13 protein-coding genes, 4 tRNA genes and 1 pseudogene are annotated in these 16,359 nt (G+C 58.3%); 11 read left to right on the plus strand and 7 right to left on the minus strand.

All coding sequences use genetic code 11. The annotated features are described in order from the left end of the window. The first annotated feature begins 169 nt into the window (after positions 1 to 169). The 4 genes and pseudogenes from FQ185_RS10945 (at position 170) to FQ185_RS31065 (ending at position 4,697) form a co-directional block, all read left to right on the plus strand. The gene (locus FQ185_RS10945; RefSeq protein WP_149417448.1) at positions 170 to 931 is read left to right on the plus strand and encodes an SDR family oxidoreductase; all 762 of its coding nucleotides are present in this window, start codon (positions 170 to 172) and stop codon (positions 929 to 931) included. Positions 932 to 1,238: 307 nt separating this feature from the next. Next, on the plus strand, positions 1,239 to 2,624 hold the full coding sequence (locus tag FQ185_RS10950; protein WP_149417449.1) for a PLP-dependent aminotransferase family protein: 1,386 nt from the start codon (positions 1,239 to 1,241) through the stop codon (positions 2,622 to 2,624). Between the two features lie 987 nt (positions 2,625 to 3,611). Continuing rightward, positions 3,612 to 3,836, plus strand: a pseudogene (locus FQ185_RS31060) (HAMP domain-containing protein); the annotation flags it as partial. Next, on the plus strand, positions 3,834 to 4,697 hold the full coding sequence (locus tag FQ185_RS31065) for a methyl-accepting chemotaxis protein (RefSeq protein ID WP_371926609.1): 864 nt from the start codon (positions 3,834 to 3,836) through the stop codon (positions 4,695 to 4,697). The pseudogene FQ185_RS31060 and the gene FQ185_RS31065, both read left to right, overlap by 3 nt. 149 nt (positions 4,698 to 4,846) lie before the next feature. On the opposite strand, the gene FQ185_RS10960 is transcribed toward FQ185_RS31065, so the two are convergent. Continuing rightward, the gene (locus FQ185_RS10960) at positions 4,847 to 5,605 is read right to left on the minus strand and encodes a hypothetical protein (RefSeq protein WP_178113520.1); all 759 of its coding nucleotides are present in this window, start codon (positions 5,603 to 5,605) and stop codon (positions 4,847 to 4,849) included. Between the two features lie 394 nt (positions 5,606 to 5,999). On the opposite strand from FQ185_RS10960, the gene FQ185_RS10965 reads away from it, so the two are divergent. The 4 genes from FQ185_RS10965 (at position 6,000) to FQ185_RS10980 (ending at position 6,413) form a co-directional block, all read left to right on the plus strand. Then, a tRNA-Glu gene (locus FQ185_RS10965) sits at positions 6,000 to 6,075 on the plus strand. 2 nt (positions 6,076 to 6,077) lie between these two features. Next, positions 6,078 to 6,153 (plus strand) — tRNA-Gly (locus tag FQ185_RS10970). Between the two features lie 105 nt (positions 6,154 to 6,258). Further along, positions 6,259 to 6,334, plus strand: a tRNA-Glu gene (locus tag FQ185_RS10975). A 3-nt stretch (positions 6,335 to 6,337) separates the two neighbouring features. Further along, positions 6,338 to 6,413, plus strand: a tRNA-Gly gene (locus FQ185_RS10980). Positions 6,414 to 6,621: 208 nt separating this feature from the next. On the opposite strand, the gene FQ185_RS10985 is transcribed toward FQ185_RS10980, so the two are convergent. From FQ185_RS10985 to FQ185_RS11000, 4 genes are all read right to left on the minus strand, one after another. Next, entirely contained in the window at positions 6,622 to 8,361 is a 1,740-nt protein-coding gene (locus tag FQ185_RS10985; protein ID WP_149417452.1) for a dipeptidase, read from the minus strand. 197 nt (positions 8,362 to 8,558) lie between these two features. After that, entirely contained in the window at positions 8,559 to 9,197 is a 639-nt protein-coding gene (locus FQ185_RS10990; protein ID WP_149417453.1) for a LysE family translocator, read from the minus strand. 1 nt (position 9,198) lies between these two features. After that, positions 9,199 to 9,969 (minus strand): 2OG-Fe(II) oxygenase, encoded by a 771-nt coding sequence (locus tag FQ185_RS10995; protein ID WP_149417454.1) that lies wholly within the window; start codon positions 9,967 to 9,969, stop codon positions 9,199 to 9,201. A 91-nt stretch (positions 9,970 to 10,060) separates the two neighbouring features. Beyond that, on the minus strand, positions 10,061 to 10,687 hold the full coding sequence (locus FQ185_RS11000; protein WP_149417455.1) for an alanyl-tRNA editing protein: 627 nt from the start codon (positions 10,685 to 10,687) through the stop codon (positions 10,061 to 10,063). Positions 10,688 to 10,777: 90 nt separating this feature from the next. Here FQ185_RS11000 and FQ185_RS11005 point away from each other — a divergent pair, with 90 nt between their 5' ends. Then, positions 10,778 to 11,776, plus strand: a complete 999-nt coding sequence (locus tag FQ185_RS11005) for a LysR family transcriptional regulator (protein WP_149417456.1) — start codon at positions 10,778 to 10,780, stop codon at positions 11,774 to 11,776. An 81-nt stretch (positions 11,777 to 11,857) separates the two neighbouring features. Here the strand turns inward: FQ185_RS11005 and FQ185_RS11010 are convergent, their stop codons facing one another. Then, a complete protein-coding gene (locus FQ185_RS11010; protein ID WP_149417457.1) occupies positions 11,858 to 12,265 on the minus strand; it encodes a PA2817 family protein in 408 nt (135 codons plus the stop codon). A gap of 65 nt (positions 12,266 to 12,330) precedes the next feature. Continuing rightward, positions 12,331 to 14,778 (minus strand): acyl-CoA dehydrogenase, encoded by a 2,448-nt coding sequence (locus FQ185_RS11015; protein WP_149417458.1) that lies wholly within the window; start codon positions 14,776 to 14,778, stop codon positions 12,331 to 12,333. A 249-nt stretch (positions 14,779 to 15,027) separates the two neighbouring features. On the opposite strand from FQ185_RS11015, the gene FQ185_RS11020 reads away from it, so the two are divergent. Both FQ185_RS11020 and FQ185_RS11025 read left to right on the plus strand, forming a co-directional pair. Next, a complete protein-coding gene (locus tag FQ185_RS11020; RefSeq protein WP_149417459.1) occupies positions 15,028 to 15,687 on the plus strand; it encodes a transglutaminase family protein in 660 nt (219 codons plus the stop codon). 43 nt (positions 15,688 to 15,730) lie between these two features. Beyond that, the gene (locus tag FQ185_RS11025; protein ID WP_149417460.1) at positions 15,731 to 16,354 is read left to right on the plus strand and encodes a glutathione S-transferase family protein; all 624 of its coding nucleotides are present in this window, start codon (positions 15,731 to 15,733) and stop codon (positions 16,352 to 16,354) included. Positions 16,355 to 16,359 lie beyond the last annotated feature (5 nt).

Below are 16,359 nucleotides of genomic sequence, written 5' to 3' on the forward strand. Positions count from 1 at the left end.
TGCGGCGAATGCACATCGATCCAGTGCAGTGATAATCAGGCCGGCGATTCTATCACTGCGACTCATGGGCGCCCAACCGGCCCTTTGATAGTGCTGCCGCGCTGGTTATGCCTGTGGCTAGACTGGGAACACGCAATTCCCCCGCATTCTTCTCTTCGAGGACATAACAATGAGCATGACGTTTTCCGGCCAGGTCGCCGTAGTAACGGGTGGCGCCAATGGTATTGGCCGCGCGACCGCCCAGGCATTCGCCGCGGAAGGGTTGAAAGTGGTGGTGGCTGACATGGACACGGCCGGTGGCGAAGGCACGGTAGCGCTGATTCGTACGGCGGGCGGCGAAGCAACCTTCGTGCGCTGCAATGTCACCCTGGAAGGCGATGTAAAAAATCTGATGGACGAAGTGGTGAATACCTACGGTCGTCTCGACTACGCCTTCAACAACGCCGGCATCGAGATCGAGAAAGGCAAACTGGCTGAAGGCACGCTCGATGAGTTCGACGCGATCATGGGCGTCAACGTCAAAGGCGTCTGGCTGTGCATGAAGTACCAGTTGCCATTGTTGCTGGCCCAAGGTGGCGGCGCGATCGTCAACACCGCTTCGGTCGCCGGCCTTGGTGCTGCGCCGAAGATGAGTATCTACGCGGCGTCGAAACACGCGGTGATCGGCCTGACCAAATCGGCGGCCATCGAATACGCCAAGAAAAAGATCCGCGTGAATGCGGTGTGCCCGGCGGTGATCGATACCGACATGTTCCGCCGTGCCTATGAAGCCGACCCGAAAAAAGGTGAGTTCGCCAATGCCATGCACCCGGTGGGTCGCATCGGCAAGGTCGAGGAAATCGCCAGCGCGGTGCTATATCTGTGCAGCGACGGTGCTGCGTTCACTACCGGACACTCATTGGCAGTGGATGGTGGTGTTACGGCGTTCTGAAACCAGACGCTGATACGTAGGAAACACGGAACCTGTGGGAGCGGGCTTGCCCGCGATTGCGGTGTGTCAGACAGCATTAATGTCAACTGACACTCCATCATCGCGAGCAAGCTCGCTCACAGGTTTTTCGTTTGCCTCCAGATAGTTTCAATTGAGCAGCCTTGCTGTTTTTTCATGGTTCCGTGAAAACACCAACAATGTGTTTCAAATGGTTAGAACCGAGGGTTTTGGCGGCGTTGTCGCACATCCCGTCGACCGCTCCTGTGATTAACTGTTTCCCGCAAAACGAACAGGAGTTTGCTTGCTCATGGAATTGAGAATCGATCGACAGGCATTGGTGCCGGTCGTACAGCAAATCGTCGACGCACTAGCCGGCTGGCTCCATCGGAGCGAGGCGCCACCGGGCACGCGTTTGCCTTCCGTGCGGCAAATCGCGCGAATCAATTTACTCAGTCAGTCCAGTGTCGTGGAAGCCTGTGAGCGTCTGGTGGCTCAGGGGGTCCTGGCGTCACGTCATGGCGCGGGTTTCTGTGTTGCCGCCCCTGCGCAGTTCGAGCAGGGGCAATGGGATGGCTCGTGGTTTGAGGGCGCAGAAGTCAAGCAGAACGGCACCTTGAACGAGCTGAAGCTGGGCTGTGGCGGATTACCCGAAAGCTGGTGCGAGACTGACGACCTGAGCTACGCGGTCCGTCAGGTTTGCCGCACCGACATGGCCGGCCTGTTCAACTACAGCACGCCATTGGGACTGCCAGCCTTGCGCCAGCAGATCCTCAAACGCCTGAAACAACTGGATATCGCGGTGGAAGAAAATCGCATCCTGACAACGGCGGGTGCCAGTCAGGGGCTTGACCTGATCGTACGCACCTTGTTCAAGCCGGGTGATTGCGTGGTGGTGGAGAATCCAGGTTATTCCTTGTTGTTCGATCTTCTCAGGCTGCACGGTGTCAGCATGCTCGAGGTACCGCGAACCCCGCGCGGGCCAGACATCGAAGCACTTGAGGCGCTGATGCTCAAGTACCGTCCGCGCGGGTTATTCATCAACAGCTTCTATCACAACCCGACTGGCAGCAACCTGGCGCCGTTGGTGGCGCAACGGGTTCTACAACTGGCCAAGACCCATGGCGTGCGGGTCATCGAAGACGACGTTTATGCGGATCTGCACTGCGGCCCCGGTACACGGCTTGCGGCTCTGGATGACAACGTGATCTACGTTGGCAGTTACTCCAAAACCCTCAGCAGTTCATTGCGGGTCGGCTTTGTAGTGGCCGGCGCCGATGTTGTTTCGCGACTGGCCGAGGTCAAGATGATCAGCAGCATGGGCGCTTCACGGTTTTGCGAATCGGTGCTGGCAAGCCTGCTGGCCAGCGGTGCCTATCGCAAGTTGGTGCAGCGTCAGCGCCAACGTTTGAGCAGTGACAGGGAGGCAGCATTGCAAGTGCTTGAAGACGCCGAGTGGGAGGTTTTCGGCAAGCCCGTCGGGGGGCTGTTTATCTGGGCGCGATCACGGATGTCCGACTACGCTCAGGTGCGCACACAGGCCCGGCGCTTTGGTGTATTGCTGTCTTCTGCGAGTGCTTTCAGCCCCACCGGTGAGGCCAGTGACTGGCAGCGTATCAATGTGGCTTATGCCTGTGATCCGCGAGCCCGGGCATTTTTTCAGGCTACCGCTCTGGATCGACCTAAAGCGTTCTGAAAACGACGTGGGCGTAGCTTTTTGCCATTATTCCGACGCCAGAGACTTGTGTTGGTACAGGCCCGTTGCGAATCTGCGTCAACAGACTATGTCAGGGGACTAAGTGCAATGATTTCGGCCGTGCAAGGACGTTTTGCCAACCTCGGTATGGCGAAAAAACTGGGGGTGGGGTTTGTACTGGTGCTGTTGTTGACCGCCTTGGTGGCGGCCATCGGCGTATGGTCCCTGCAAACCATCAGCCAGCGTTTCGAAGGGCTCAAGCAAATGTCGTCGCTCAACAGCGGTTTGCTCAAGGTGCGACTGCTCGAACAGGAATACGCCTTGCACGGCACCCCGAAAACCGCCGATGCCCTGCGCGAAGGTGTTGTCGGCCTGATCGCTCTGGCCAACGAACTCAAAGCGCAGACAGCGGCCAACGTGCCGGTGATGAATGACGTCGAGCAGTCCCTGGGAGCTTATCGCAAGGCCTTTGACGAGTTCGTCTCCCTCAGCCAGGCCAAGGACCTGGCACTGGAAATGGCCAGTTGGTCGGTGTCCAGTGTCGCCAATAACCTCGACGTGCTGCAGGCCGGGCTGGCCGATGACGGCGCTTATGCGCTGAAGGAATCCGAGGGCAAGGACGGTGCGCAGTTCATAGAACAAGCCAGTCAGGTCAGCCAGGTGTCGCGGCTGATGCTGCAGGCGATGAACGAAGCCCGTGTGCGCCTGAACCAGAGCCGCAAGGGCGACGACGGCGCAGGGCAGGGCAAGATCGAGCAGGCCGACCAGGCGCTGACCCAGGCCCAGCAGCTGAAAACCACGGTCAAGGATGAGGGTTACCAGACTGTCCTCAATGAAGTGGTCGGGCACATTGGCGGTTTCAGCGAAAAACTCGCCGAGTACACCGGCCTGCTGGCGCAGGAAAAGACCGTCTATGAGCAACTGCATCAACGCGCCGGACAGGTGGTGGAGCGGGTGGATCAGGCCTATGTCGCCGAAGACCAATCGATGCAGACGGAGCTGAAAAAGAACTCGCTGCTGATCATCGGCTCCTCGGCACTGGCGTTGCTGGTCGGGCTGATTGCTGCATGGGTCATTACCCGATTGATCGTGACACCGCTGCGCAGTGTGATCCGTGTTGCTCAACAGATCGCCGCTGGCGATTTGAGTGCGACGGTTGAAGTGACCCGCCGGGACGAGATCGGCCAGTTGATGCAGGCCATGCAACAGATGGGGGCGGGGCTCAGCAGTATTGTCAGCGGTTTGCAGGCGGGCATCGAGCAACTGGCCAGTTCAGCGCAATCGCTGTCGGCGGTGACCGAGCAGACCAATCTTGAAGTCAGCAGCCAGAAGGAAGAAACCGAGCAGGTCGCCACGGCGATGAATCAGATGACGGCCACCGTGCACGACGTTGCGCGTAATGCGGAGGAGGCCGCCCAGGCGGCGCAGACGGCCGATGGCAAGGTTGAAAGTGGGCAGCAGGTGGTGCGTCAGAGTATGGCGCGAATCGAGCAATTGGCGGATTCGGCCACTTCGGCCAGTTCGAGCATCGAAAGCTTGAGTGCGGAGATCCAGAACATTGGCACGGTGCTCAGCGTCATCAAGAGCGTGGCCGAGCAGACCAACCTGTTGGCCCTCAATGCGGCCATTGAAGCGGCGCGGGCTGGTGAGCAGGGCAGGGGCTTTGCGGTGGTGGCCGATGAAGTGCGGGCACTGGCCAGGCGGACCCAGCAATCGACCGAGGAGATTGAGCGACTGGTCAGTGCCTTGCGCTCGGCGGCGCAGTCTTCAGTTGAGCAGATTCAGAACAGTGGCGAGTTGGTGAAGCTGGCGGTGAGTGATGCGTTGCAGACCGAGAGTGCGTTGGGGAGCATTGCGGCGGCGGTGTCATTGATTCAGCAGATGAATCAGCAGATTGCGGCGGCTGCCGAGGAGCAGAGTTCGGTGGCTGAGGAGATTAATCGCAGTGTGACGAGCATTCGCGCCAGTGCGGATCAGTCTTCGTTGGCGATGCAGGGGAATGCGGCTTCCAGTATTGAGCTGGCGCAGTTGGGGGTTGAGTTGAAAGGGATGGTGGGGCACTTCCGGCTCTGATGCTTGCTGGGTGTATGGCGATTGGATGTGGGAGCTGGCTTGCCTGCGATGGCGGCCTGACAGCCAACCAATCTCTCTGGGAAGTACTCGCCATTAAACTCAACGCAAAAAAAAGCCACCTGTCTCGGTGGCTTTTCTGCTTTCTCTGATCAGTCGTAGATCGCTTTTTTCTTCCAGTCTGCATCTGCCTCGACGTCTTTGAGGCCTTCGGTCAACTGGTTCACTTCGCCTTCAACCGGGGCGATGTTGTCCATGACTTGTGCGTTGGCGCGCGCCAGGAGTTTTTCCAGGTATTCCAGCTGTTCGGCGTAAACCTGCGGTTCCTGCTGTTTGCGCAGGTATTGCACGCCGCGTTCGAATGCCAGGCGGGCCTGGCCTGGCTGATTCTGTTGCAGGGCGTGCTGGCCAAGGTTGTTGAAGAATTCGATGTGCAGCAGGACCAGGATGTGGCGAACTTCGCGTATCCAGCGTTTGGCTTCGTTGGTCGGCAAGAAGCCGTCCTGTGCGGCGCGAGTGATTTGGCCGTGCAGGGCTTCGAGCAGGAAGCGCACGTCCTTGGCTTTGGCTTCGGTCTGGATCGGTGCTGGCGGGTTGTTGACCGGAATCGATTCGCCTTGGGCAACCAAGGCGCTCAGTTCGCTGATCCGTGCCTTGAGGTTGGCGCTGGTTTTTTCCAGATTGAGCAGGCGTTGGCAGACGTTCAGTTCCAGGCGGGTCAACAGCAGCTTGAGCGCCGGTGTCATCAACTGGCCGGGGAAGGTCTCGGTGATTTCGCCGCAGCGACGCAGGCGATCGTTGAGCTCAACCTTGGCGCGGGCCTTTTCCAGCTTATTGTTTTCCACCACATGGTTCATGTAGCCAATGGCGATCAATAGTGCGATCCCGGCTACGACTAGCAGGGTGATCATGAGTGGTGTCACCGGTAAGACCTCTTTATAGGGTTCGCGTTGCGAGTGTAGTGGCTTGGCATTGGGGCGCATAGCGCCGCTCGGCGAGTTGAATCGGCAACTGCACTGCTTGTATCGGCCGCGTTCCTGCTTATATAAGTGATGGCGTGCGAGGTGCACATTGCCATCATCTGTCGCGTGGGAGGACTATAGCGCCTTGGCGAGTGTCAGAATATAGGCGTCAACCGCTGGGTGACGGAAAACCCGGATTAGTGTTGCAAAGCAGGTCGAAGTCATTGATTTAAATAAATTTATATCTGGGGGTTGACGCCCCCTCAATCCATCCATAGAATGCGCGCCACTTACAGCGTAAAGCACACAGCGAAACGCGGTAGGAAGTGAATGTTGTACGTGTGTCCCCTTCGTCTAGTGGCCTAGGACACCGCCCTTTCACGGCGGTAACAGGGGTTCGAGTCCCCTAGGGGACGCCAATGCGGGAATAGCTCAGTTGGTAGAGCACGACCTTGCCAAGGTCGGGGTCGCGAGTTCGAGTCTCGTTTCCCGCTCCAATTTTAAACAGCTTTGCTTTCGGGCAGGGCTGAGTGAAACCAGAACCGATATCTTCGGATACGGATTTGGGCACTGGAATACACACCATGTATTTCAGTTAGCGTGTCCCCTTCGTCTAGTGGCCTAGGACACCGCCCTTTCACGGCGGTAACAGGGGTTCGAGTCCCCTAGGGGACGCCATTTGCGGGAATAGCTCAGTTGGTAGAGCACGACCTTGCCAAGGTCGGGGTCGCGAGTTCGAGTCTCGTTTCCCGCTCCATATTTAACAAAAACGCCGCTCAGCAATGAGCGGCGTTTTTGTTTGTGTGGGAGCGGGCTTGCTCGCGAAAGCGGTGTATCAGTCAACAAATGAATCAACTGATAGAACGCCTTCGCGAGCAAGCCCGCTCCCACATTTTGTATAGCCTCTCGACTTCACGACGGTATTAGCGCAATGGACCCGCCAGCACAGCGGGTCCGAAAGTGCATCAGAGCTTCGGCATCTGCCCGATGCGTCCCATCATTTCGGTCACGATCTGCAAGTCCAGCAGAAACTGGTCGACAGTCTTGAACTCGTTGTCGGTATGGCCGGTGTACTTGACCTCAGGCCTGGCCAGGCCGAACTGCACGCCATTGGGCAGCTCATGGACCGAAGTGGCGCCAGCGGAGGAACCGAACTTGTGTTCCATGCCCAGGTTTTCAGTGGACACCGCCAGCAGGGCCTTGACCCATTCACCCTCAGGGTTGCGGTACATCGGCTCGGCGATTGAGTAGTCGAAGGTCGCCACAACGTGAGTCTTCTTGCTCCAGGCGCTAATCTTTTCAGCAATTTTTGCCTTGAGCGCTTCCGGGGACTCACCCTTCGGCACCCGCAGGTTGACCGCGAGCTTGAAGACTTTGTCATCCATCGCGACATAGGTCAGGGAAGTGGTCAGCGGGCCCATGAACTCATCGGAAAAGCCGACCCCCAATTTGCCACCCAGGTAATCCAGCCCCCAGTTGTCAGAAGCGTAACGGGCGGCGTCGGTAATGTGGTTGTGCTTGAGCGCAACTTTTCCGTCGAGGCCGTTGATAAAGTCCAGCATCCTGGCCACCGGGTTGACGCCTGACTCGGGCTCGGAGGAGTGGGCGGAAACGCCGGTGACCGTCAACTTGACGTCCTTGCCGACGACCTTGGCGCTCACCTCGAAATTGCCACCGTTGCGCTTGGCATAATCAGCACCGGCCTTCTGCAGGCTGGCGGCTAGTTCAGCAGGTTTCTCACTCAGCAGGGTGGCGACCGATGTCGATGGAATCTGGTTGGTGGCCATGCCACCCGTCATCGAGACGATTTCAGCGCCCTTGCCATCAGCCTTGCGCTTGGCAAAGTTCGCCATGACGGTGCCATAGCCTTTCTCGGCGATCACCACCGGGTAGCCGCCATCCAGCGCCAGGTTGTAGTTGGGTGTCGGGTTGTGTTCGAAGTAATAGGGGATGGCGTCGCCAGTGGTTTCCTCGGTGGTGTCTACCAACAGTTTGAAATTCCTGGCCAGCGGCAGTTTTTCTTCCTTGATGATCTTCATGGCATACATCGCCACCACAATGCCGTTCTTGTCGTCTTCGGTGCCCCGGCCATACATGCGATCGCCGATCAGGGTGACCTTGAACGGATCGAGTCGGGTGCCGTCTTTCAGAACCCAGTTCTCCGGCGTCACCGGCACCACATCGGCATGCGCGTGAATGCCCACGACTTCATCACCACTGCCTTCCAGGGAGATTTCATAGACGCGGTTGTCGATGTTGCGAAAGTTCAGGTTGAAGGCCTCGGCCAGACCCTTGATCTTGTCGGCGATCTTGATGAATTCAGGATTGTCGTGCTGGGCAACACCTTCCACTTGGAAGGTCGGGATGGCCACCAGCTCGCGCAGGGTCTCGGTGGCAGCTTTGCCGTATTTCACCCGAGCGTAGAGGCCCAGCAGGCGATGGATCTCGTTTTGCTGTTCAGCGGTAAGGGTCTTATTGCCCTGGAAGGCGCTGATGGCCGGGCCGAGGTCGTTGGTTTTACCAAGGTCGCTCTTGGCCAGGCTTCCCAGGAACTGCCTGAAATCCGTGACCGATGCGTCACTGAAAGTCTTGAGAATAGTGGCGCTCTGTTGCGGGGTGATGTTGGCTTGCGCAGGCAGGGTGACCGACGAAAGGCTTGCCAGTATCAGGGTTGACGCGGCCAGATGCTTGAGTGAGAAATCCATTGCTGAGGGCATTCCTTTGCAGGCAGTTTGTGGGAAGTGTCTGATCGATAAGTCAGAAACGTTTCAAAGCTAACACCATGAGGGAGCTGTAGGGGAGTCCCTGAAGCGGGATCTGTCGCACACAAAGGCAAAAGCGACGCAGAAACGAAAAAGGCCCGCCGGTCAGGCTGCGCGGTTCTTTTGCATGGGCGCAGGTTTTACATCGACAGAATCAGGCGCCCGGCGAACAGAATGAGAATCACCCCCATGGTGCGTTCGAACCAGTGCCCCATGCGCATAAATAGCAGTCTTACCCGGGCACTGGAAAAGAACAGCGCGACGATCACAAACCAAAGCGCATTCACAAAACACATCCAGACCCCGTAAAGCGCCTGGATCTTGAGCGGTGTCGTGGCGCTGATGATGGTGGTGAAGATCGCCAGGAAAAACAGCGTCGCTTTGGGGTTGGTAGCGTTAGTCAGAAACCCTGTGGTGAACGCCTTCAGCAGCGTTTGCTCGACGACCGGTTCATCGGCGCTTTTGTCGCCCTCCAGCACGGATTTGGGTTTGCTGCGCAACAGGCTGACACCGAGGTACAGAATGTAGGCTCCACCCACGACCTTGGCGACCGTCAACAGCCAGGGCGTCGTGTGCATCAACGCGCCGACACCGAGCAGGGTGTAAAGCACATGCACGGAAATTCCCGCGCCGATGCCCAGTGCCGTGCAGATCCCTACCAAGCGGCCGAAACGCACACTCTGGCGGATGGTCACTGCGAAGTCCGGTCCGGGTGCGATCACGGCCAGAAAGTGAATAGTCGCCAGCGCCAGAAACTCGCCCAGGTAATTTGAAAACATCTCAACTCCAGAAAGTAAGGGGTGAAGCATTGCCGCGATAACCGACAAAGAACGAAAGGCTCAGTCGCGGATCGGCCACACCCGGAGTCACCGAGTGCATGCAGCGCGAATTGAACATGATGAAGTCACCCGATTCAGGCCGAACCTCCAGGCTTGGAGGGCCGAGCAGGGCTGGATCGATGCCGTAACTGTCGCCCCGCATTTCGTCGAACTGGTCCGGGGAAATGTCGTCGTCCCACATCTGCAGCGCACCGCCCTCGGTCGGCATATTCAGGTAAACGTTGCAGGCGAACTGTGCTTCCAGGCTTCTGGCCTGGAAGCTGTCGGGGGCGTCCTTGGCGAAAATGTCGTGGTGGGCAAGAAAGCACACGCCGGGTTTCACCACCCGGGACAACCCGACATACATTTTGCGGCCGTATAGATTTTCAAGGTGCGCACCGGCCGGCCAGGACTCGTCGAGCATGCAGCGCAGCGTATCGACCGGAGACGAGTAGGGCGCACAACGGTTGCGCAACTCCGCGATGTTGCGGGTGGCGCGCTCGAAATAATCTTCGATCAACAGCGGCTGGTTTTCCGCTTCATAAAACGCCATGCCGATGCGGCCGATACTCGGCGCGTTGATGTAGCCTTCGAAGCCCGGGGCGAGGATCTTGTCGCCAATCTGAATCGCCAGTGGCGCAGGCAAAAAGCCTTTGACGCGGATGGCGAGGACTTCTTCATTGGCCAGTTTTTTTATGCACGTCTCATCGAGACGCTCGACGTCAAGCATCATGGTTTAGGTCCATCTATCAGATAGTCAACGAAACCCGCGAATGCGGGCTCCCCGGCGTCAGGCAATACCAAGCGTGGCAACGCCCAAATGCTCAGCTCACGTCGTAGTGAACAGACAGCGTTCCTTTCTTCTGTGAAACGGAAGCGATCGTGACTGTGCCCAAATGCTTCAGGCTACGTACGTGGGTGCCGCCGCAGCCGTAGGCCGGCAGTTCACCGAAACCGATTTCCCGTGCGCCTTCGCGCAACGAGGTCAGACGTGGCAGGTCATGGGCGATCCACTGCTCAATGCCGTACTCGATAGTCTGGGCATCAACGTCCTGTGCTGAATCCGTCGGTTTGAATTGCACGCGTCCTTCGCCCGGCCAGTGATGCGCCTTGATCGGCATCCAGCCCATGGCCTGGACGAAATGGCCGATCAAATGACCCGCGGAATGCATGCGGGTATTGAACTGGCGATGTTGCTCATCGACCCGAATCTGGGTCATGCCGAGTTTTACCGGGTGTTCGACGTAATGGATGATCCGGTCCGGGTCCTGAACCACACGCAGCACTCGGCTTTCGCCGATCCAGCCGGTGTCAAAGGGCTGCCCGCCGCCCTGTGGGTGAAACAGTGTTGCGCGCAGCACCACGGCGAATTCGTTCTCGTGGGGTGTGCAATCCAGGACTTCCACATCGGCCTTGAGGTCATCACTATGGAAAAAGAGGCGAAGCGTCATATTCCATGCCCTCATTAAAGTGTCTGTTTTTATTATATGAAGCGTGGAATTGCGTGATAATCCGTTCAAACATCAAAGGACTGTTGTGCTGTGAGCATAAATCTTCCACTGCCGTTGCTGGGTGAAATGGCGATTTTCGTCAAGGTTGTCGAGACCGGCAGTTTCTCTGAGGCTGCTCGGCAGATGGGCTCTTCGCCTTCGGCAGTCAGCCGCAGCATTTCGCGCCTGGAAAAGGCGCTCGCCACCCGTCTGCTACAACGAACCACGCGCAAGCTTCGCTTGAGCGACGGCGGCGAGGAGGTATTCAAGCGTTGCCAGGAGATGGTCAACGCGGCGAAATCGGTGATGGAAATCAGCGGTCAGTTCACCCATGAGGCAGAAGGGCTGGTGCGAGTCAGCGTGCCCAAAGCCGTGGGGCGATTCGTGATTCACCCGCATATGCCGGAATTTTTGCGGCGTTATCCCAAAGTCGACGTGGAGTTGTTGCTCGAGGACCGTCAGGTGGATTTGATCGACGACAACGTTGATCTGGCGATCCGCATTACCGACCGGCCACCCGCTGGGCTGGTAGGGCGGCAATTGCTGACCATCGACCATTTGCTTTGCGCAACGCCGCAGTACCTGGCCGAACACGGTACGCCGACCCATCCTCACGACTTGCTCAACCACAGTTGTATCTACCTGGGTGAAACCCCGAGCGATGCACGCTGGAAATTCAAGAAAGGCACCAAGGCGGTAACCGTTGGCGTGCGAGGACGTTATGCGGCCAATCACACCGGCGTGCGGTTGGGTGCAGTGTTGCAACACATCGGGATTGGCAGCCTGCCGTATTTCACCGCGCGTTACGCACTGGAGCAGGGGCTGATCGTGCAGGTGCTGCCCGACTGGACTTTCCTGGCTTCTTATCATGGCGGCGCGTGGCTGCTGCATTCGCCGACCCGGTATCTGCCGCCGAAATTGCGCGTGTTGATTGATTATCTTGTGGAGTGTCTTGAGAAAGAGCCGACCCTGAGCAAACCGGGCAAGTTGAGTGATTCGGGCAAAGTTGCGGCGGAGTATGAGTTGCCGGAGAGTGATGGGTTGCTTTGACGGACGCCACGTCACTCGACACCGCCACAAAAAAAGGCCCGCATGTTCAACCATGCGGGCCTTTTGTATTTCTGATCAGGATCAGTGCTTGCTGTCGTCGTTCGACATCGCCAGCAGCTGTTTTTCCTGGTTCCAGTCGAACGGTTCATCGTTCTGTTCTGCTTCGAAACGACGTTCTTCCAGCGCCTGGTACAAGTCGATTTCATCATCGGGCATGTAATGCAGGCAGTCACCGGCGAAGTACCACAGCAGGTCACGCGGGACCAGATGGGCGATTTGCGGATAGCGGGTGATCACCTGGCAGAGAATGTCCTGGCCCAGGTATTGGCTTTCGATCGGGTCGACCGGCAGCAACGCACGCAGTTCGTCGAAGCGCTCCAGAAACAAGGCATGGCTTTCTTCGGGAACCTGTTCGGCCTCACCTACGGCGACCAGGATGCTGCGCAGGTGGTCGAGCAACACAAGATGATCGGCAACGATGTTGGACACGAGATAAGTCCTCAAGAGCAAAACGGGCGCGAGAGTATAAAGCTCCTGCGCCCCTTTTTACAGGATCAGCGGACCTTTCCGTCGGCCAGTGCCAGTTCTTCTTTGTCGAAATCATCGACATCGATCACCTTGCGGCGTGCCGCTTCGGCGTCACGCAGGGTCTGTGCTTCTACCGGCTGCAACACACCCGCCTCCAGCGCTGCATCGATGGCGTGTTCGCCGGCCGATGGCTTAACCTGGCCGCTCTTGAGTGCCACATGCAGCTTTTTCTGCAACGGCTGCGCGGCGTTCAACAGGTTGCAGGCGTGCTGCAGAGCGCCGACAGCGTCATCGGCCGATTGCGGACGGTAGCAACCGCCGAGCAATTCTTCGAGGGTCGGATCGCCCTTGGCGCGGCCGATCACTGCAGCCACTTCGGCGCCGAGTTTGTCCAATGGCCCTTTGTGACGGCGACCAAACGGGAACACGATCACTCGCAGCAGGCAACCCAGTACCTTGTTCGGGAAGTTGCTCAGCAGTTCATCCAGCGCCCGCTCCGACTGACCCAGGCTTTCTTCCATCGCCCAGGTAAACAGCGGCGCCATATGCTCCGGGGAATCGAGGTCGTGGTAACGCTTGAGTGCAGCAGAGGCCAGGTACATGTTGCTGAGCACATCCCCCAGCCGTGCCGACAGGCGTTCGCGGCGTTTCAGTTCACCGCCCAGCAGCATCATGCTGAGGTCAGCGAGCATCGCGAACGCCGCCGCCTGACGGTTGAGCGCGCGGAAGTAACCCTGGCTGAGCTTGTCGCCCGGCGCGTGTTCCAGGTGCCCGAAGCCAAGGTTCAGCACCAGGGTGCTGGCGGCGTTGCTCACGGCAAAACCGATGTGCTTGAGCAGCAGACCATCGAATTCGTTAAGCGCCTGATCCTTGTCTTCACGCCCGGCGAGGGCCATTTCCTTGAGCACGAATGGATGGCAGCGAATGGCGCCCTGGCCGAAGATCATCAGGTTGCGCGAGAGGATGTTCGCGCCTTCCACGGTGATGAAGATCGGCGCGCCATTCCAGCTGCGTCCGAGGTAGTTGTTCGGCCCCATGATGATTGCCTTGCCGCCGTGCACGTCCATGGCGTGGCTGATGCATTCGCGGCCGCGTTCGGTGAGGTGGTACTTGAGAATCGCCGACAGCACCGACGGTTTCTCACCCAGATCCACCGCGTTGGCGGTCAGCATCCGGGCGGCGTCCATCATCCAGGCGTTGCCGCCGATGCGCGCCATGGCTTCCTGAATGCCTTCGAAAGCGGAGAGTGGAACGTTGAATTGTTCCCGGATCTGAGCGTACTGGCCGGTCACCAGACTGGTGAACTTGGCGGCACCGGTGCCAACTGCTGGCAACGAAATCGAACGCCCGACCGACAGGCAGTTCATCAGCATCATCCAGCCTTTGCCGAGCATTTCCTGGCCACCGATGAGGAAGTCCAGCGGTACGAATACGTCCTTGCCGGAGTTCGGGCCGTTCATGAACGCGGCACCCAGAGGCAGGTGACGACGGCCGATTTCAACACCGGCAGTGTCCGTCGGGATCAGTGCCAGGCTGATGCCCAGGTCTTCCTTGTCGCCCAGCAGATGGTCCGGGTCATAGGCCTTGAACGCGAGGCCGAGCAGGGTGGCCACCGGGCCAAGCGTGATGTAACGCTTTTCCCAGTTCAGGCGCAGGCCGAGGGTTTCCTTGCCTTCCCATTCGCCTTTGCAGATCACCCCGGTGTCGGGCATGGCGCCAGCGTCGGAGCCGGCCAGCGGTCCGGTCAGTGCGAAACACGGGATGTCGTCACCGCGCGCCAGGCGTGGCAGGTAATGATTGCGTTGTTCGTCAGTGCCGTAATGCAGCAACAATTCGGCCGGGCCGAGGGAGTTGGGGACCATCACGGTGGAGGCGAGGTCGCCGCTGCGGGTCGCCAGTTTCATCGCCACTTGCGAGTGGGCATAGGCCGAGAAGCCTTTGCCGCCAAACTCTTTGGGAATGATCAGGGCGAAGAAGCCGTTTTCCTTGATGTGGGTCCAGGCTTCGGGCGGCAGGTCCATGTCTTGCCCGATCTGCCAGTCGCTGACCATGGCACAGAGTTCTTCGGTCGGGCCGTCAATAAAAGCCTGTTCCTCTTCGCTCAATTGCGCTTTTGGGTAGGACAGCAGTTTGTTCCAGTCCGGACGACCGCTGAACAGTTCACCGTCCCACCACACCGTGCCGGCGTCGATGGCATCGCGTTCGGTTTGCGACATCGGCGGCAGGGTTTTCTGGAACCAGCTGAACAGTGGCGCGCTGAAGAATTTGCGACGCAGGTCGGGCAGCAATAATGGCGCCGCGACCGCTGCGATCAATACCCAGAAAATCAGCAGCAACCAGCCCGGTGCATGGCTGAAGGCGCCCATCGCCACCACGTAGACGGCCACGATGACCAAGGCAGGTAGCGGGGCGATACGACGGTGGGCCAAATAGGCGATGCCGACGATCAGAACCAGTATCCACAACAACAGCATATTTAATCCTCCGTGAAACCAGGGCAAAACCAACTTTCAGAGCTTAGACGGCATCCGCAAAATCGGGTGGTCAGAGCAATGTGATTGAAATCGTGGGAAACCTTGGATGGGTTTTGTAAGACCTGTTGGCAACCGGTCTCGGAAATCGTTCGCAAGGTGAGCGACAAAGCGCCCATGTTTGGCCGAATCGTCGTTATCTCTGTGCTGAAGGTGTCGCTAGACTCGAGACTTCCCCAGGAGATCGTCCTCATGCACGAGTATCTGAGCCCCGGCCGCTTCATCGATAGTGACCACCCCTCGGTGGCGGAGTTCGCCGAAAAACATCGCGGCGCCAGTCGCGACCCACTGAAGCAGGCGATCAATCTCTATTACGCCGTGCGCGAAGCCGTGCGCTACAACCCCTACACCTTCAGCCGCGACCCAGACACCCTGCGCGGCAGTTATGCGCTGGCAGCGGGTGAAAGTTACTGCGTTCCCAAAGCCACGCTGCTGGCCGGATGCGCTCGGCATTGCGCGATCCCTGCGCGCATCGGTCTGGCAGACGTGCGCAATCATTTATCGACCCCGCGCCTGCTCGAGTTGCTCAAGAGCGATGTGTTCGCTATGCATGGCTACACCGAGTTCTACTTGAACGGTCGCTGGGTCAAGGCCACGCCCGCGTTCAATCAAGGCTTGTGCGAACTGTTCAATGTCGCGCCGCTGGAATTCGACGGGATCAACGACAGTGTTTTCCATCCCTTCAACCGTGATGGCGAGCCGTTGATGGAATACCTGGTCGATCACGGCCAGTTCACCGACGTGCCCGAATCGTTCTTTTTCGAGCACCTGCAAAAGTGCTATCCGCATCTGTTCAACGAGCAAATGCCGCTGCTGCTGGGGGACATGCAGAGCGATTTGAGTCGCGCCTGATCCGGCGTATGCTGCCTGCGCATTCATCCATAAAGAGGCGGTCATGCTGAAGATCTGGGGTCGGAAAAATTCGTCGAATGTCAGAAAACCTTTGTGGGCCGCCGAGGAGCTGGGCCTGGCCTATGAAGCCATCGATGCGGGCGGCGCGTTTGGTGTAGTCGATACGCCGCAGTACCGCGCGATGAACCCCAATGGTCGCGTGCCGGTGATTGAAGATGACGGTTTTGTGATGTGGGAATCCAACGCCATCGTGCGCTACCTGATGGCTCTTCATGCCAATGGCACGGCCTGGTATCCGCAAGATCTGCAGGCTCGCGCCTCTGCTGATAAATGGATGGACTGGACCACGTCAAATTTTGCCGGCCCGTTTCGTACGGTGTTCTGGGGCGTATTGCGTACGCCGCAAGATAAGCAAGACTGGCCGGCCATCAAGGCTGCGATCAAAGAGTGCGACGACCTTCTGTCGATGGTCGATCAGGCGCTCGCGATCAAACCGTACCTGTCAGGCGATGAGATCGGCATGGGCGATATTCCCCTCGGAAGTTTCATTTATGCCTGGTTCGAGATGCCGATCGAGCGCGCGCCGCAGCCTCATCTTGAAGCCTGGTACGCACGGTTGAAACAGCGTCCGGCGTATCAGAAAGCCGTTATGACCGCGTTGACTTAATACTC

This window comes from Pseudomonas sp. ANT_H12B, assembly GCF_008369325.1.
In the GTDB taxonomy this organism is placed as follows: Bacteria; Pseudomonadota; Gammaproteobacteria; order Pseudomonadales; family Pseudomonadaceae; genus Aquipseudomonas.

Excerpts from the sequence above, each read along its gene's own strand:
- FQ185_RS10945 (WP_149417448.1), top strand. The coding sequence starts at position 170 with ATGAGCATGACGTTTTCCGGCCAGGTCGCCGTAGTAACGGGTGGCGCC.
- FQ185_RS10950 (WP_149417449.1), top strand. The coding sequence starts at position 1,239 with ATGGAATTGAGAATCGATCGACAGGCATTGGTGCCGGTCGTACAGCAA.
- FQ185_RS31065 (WP_371926609.1), top strand. The coding sequence starts at position 3,834 with ATGGGGGCGGGGCTCAGCAGTATTGTCAGCGGTTTGCAGGCGGGCATC.
- FQ185_RS10960 (WP_178113520.1), bottom strand. The coding sequence starts at position 5,605 with ATGATCACCCTGCTAGTCGTAGCCGGGATCGCACTATTGATCGCCATT.
- FQ185_RS10985 (WP_149417452.1), bottom strand. The coding sequence starts at position 8,361 with ATGGATTTCTCACTCAAGCATCTGGCCGCGTCAACCCTGATACTGGCA.
- FQ185_RS10990 (WP_149417453.1), bottom strand. The coding sequence starts at position 9,197 with ATGTTTTCAAATTACCTGGGCGAGTTTCTGGCGCTGGCGACTATTCAC.
- FQ185_RS10995 (WP_149417454.1), bottom strand. The coding sequence starts at position 9,969 with ATGATGCTTGACGTCGAGCGTCTCGATGAGACGTGCATAAAAAAACTG.
- FQ185_RS11000 (WP_149417455.1), bottom strand. The coding sequence starts at position 10,687 with ATGACGCTTCGCCTCTTTTTCCATAGTGATGACCTCAAGGCCGATGTG.
- FQ185_RS11015 (WP_149417458.1), bottom strand. The coding sequence starts at position 14,778 with ATGCTGTTGTTGTGGATACTGGTTCTGATCGTCGGCATCGCCTATTTG.
- FQ185_RS11020 (WP_149417459.1), top strand. The coding sequence starts at position 15,028 with ATGCACGAGTATCTGAGCCCCGGCCGCTTCATCGATAGTGACCACCCC.
- FQ185_RS11025 (WP_149417460.1), top strand. The coding sequence starts at position 15,731 with ATGCTGAAGATCTGGGGTCGGAAAAATTCGTCGAATGTCAGAAAACCT.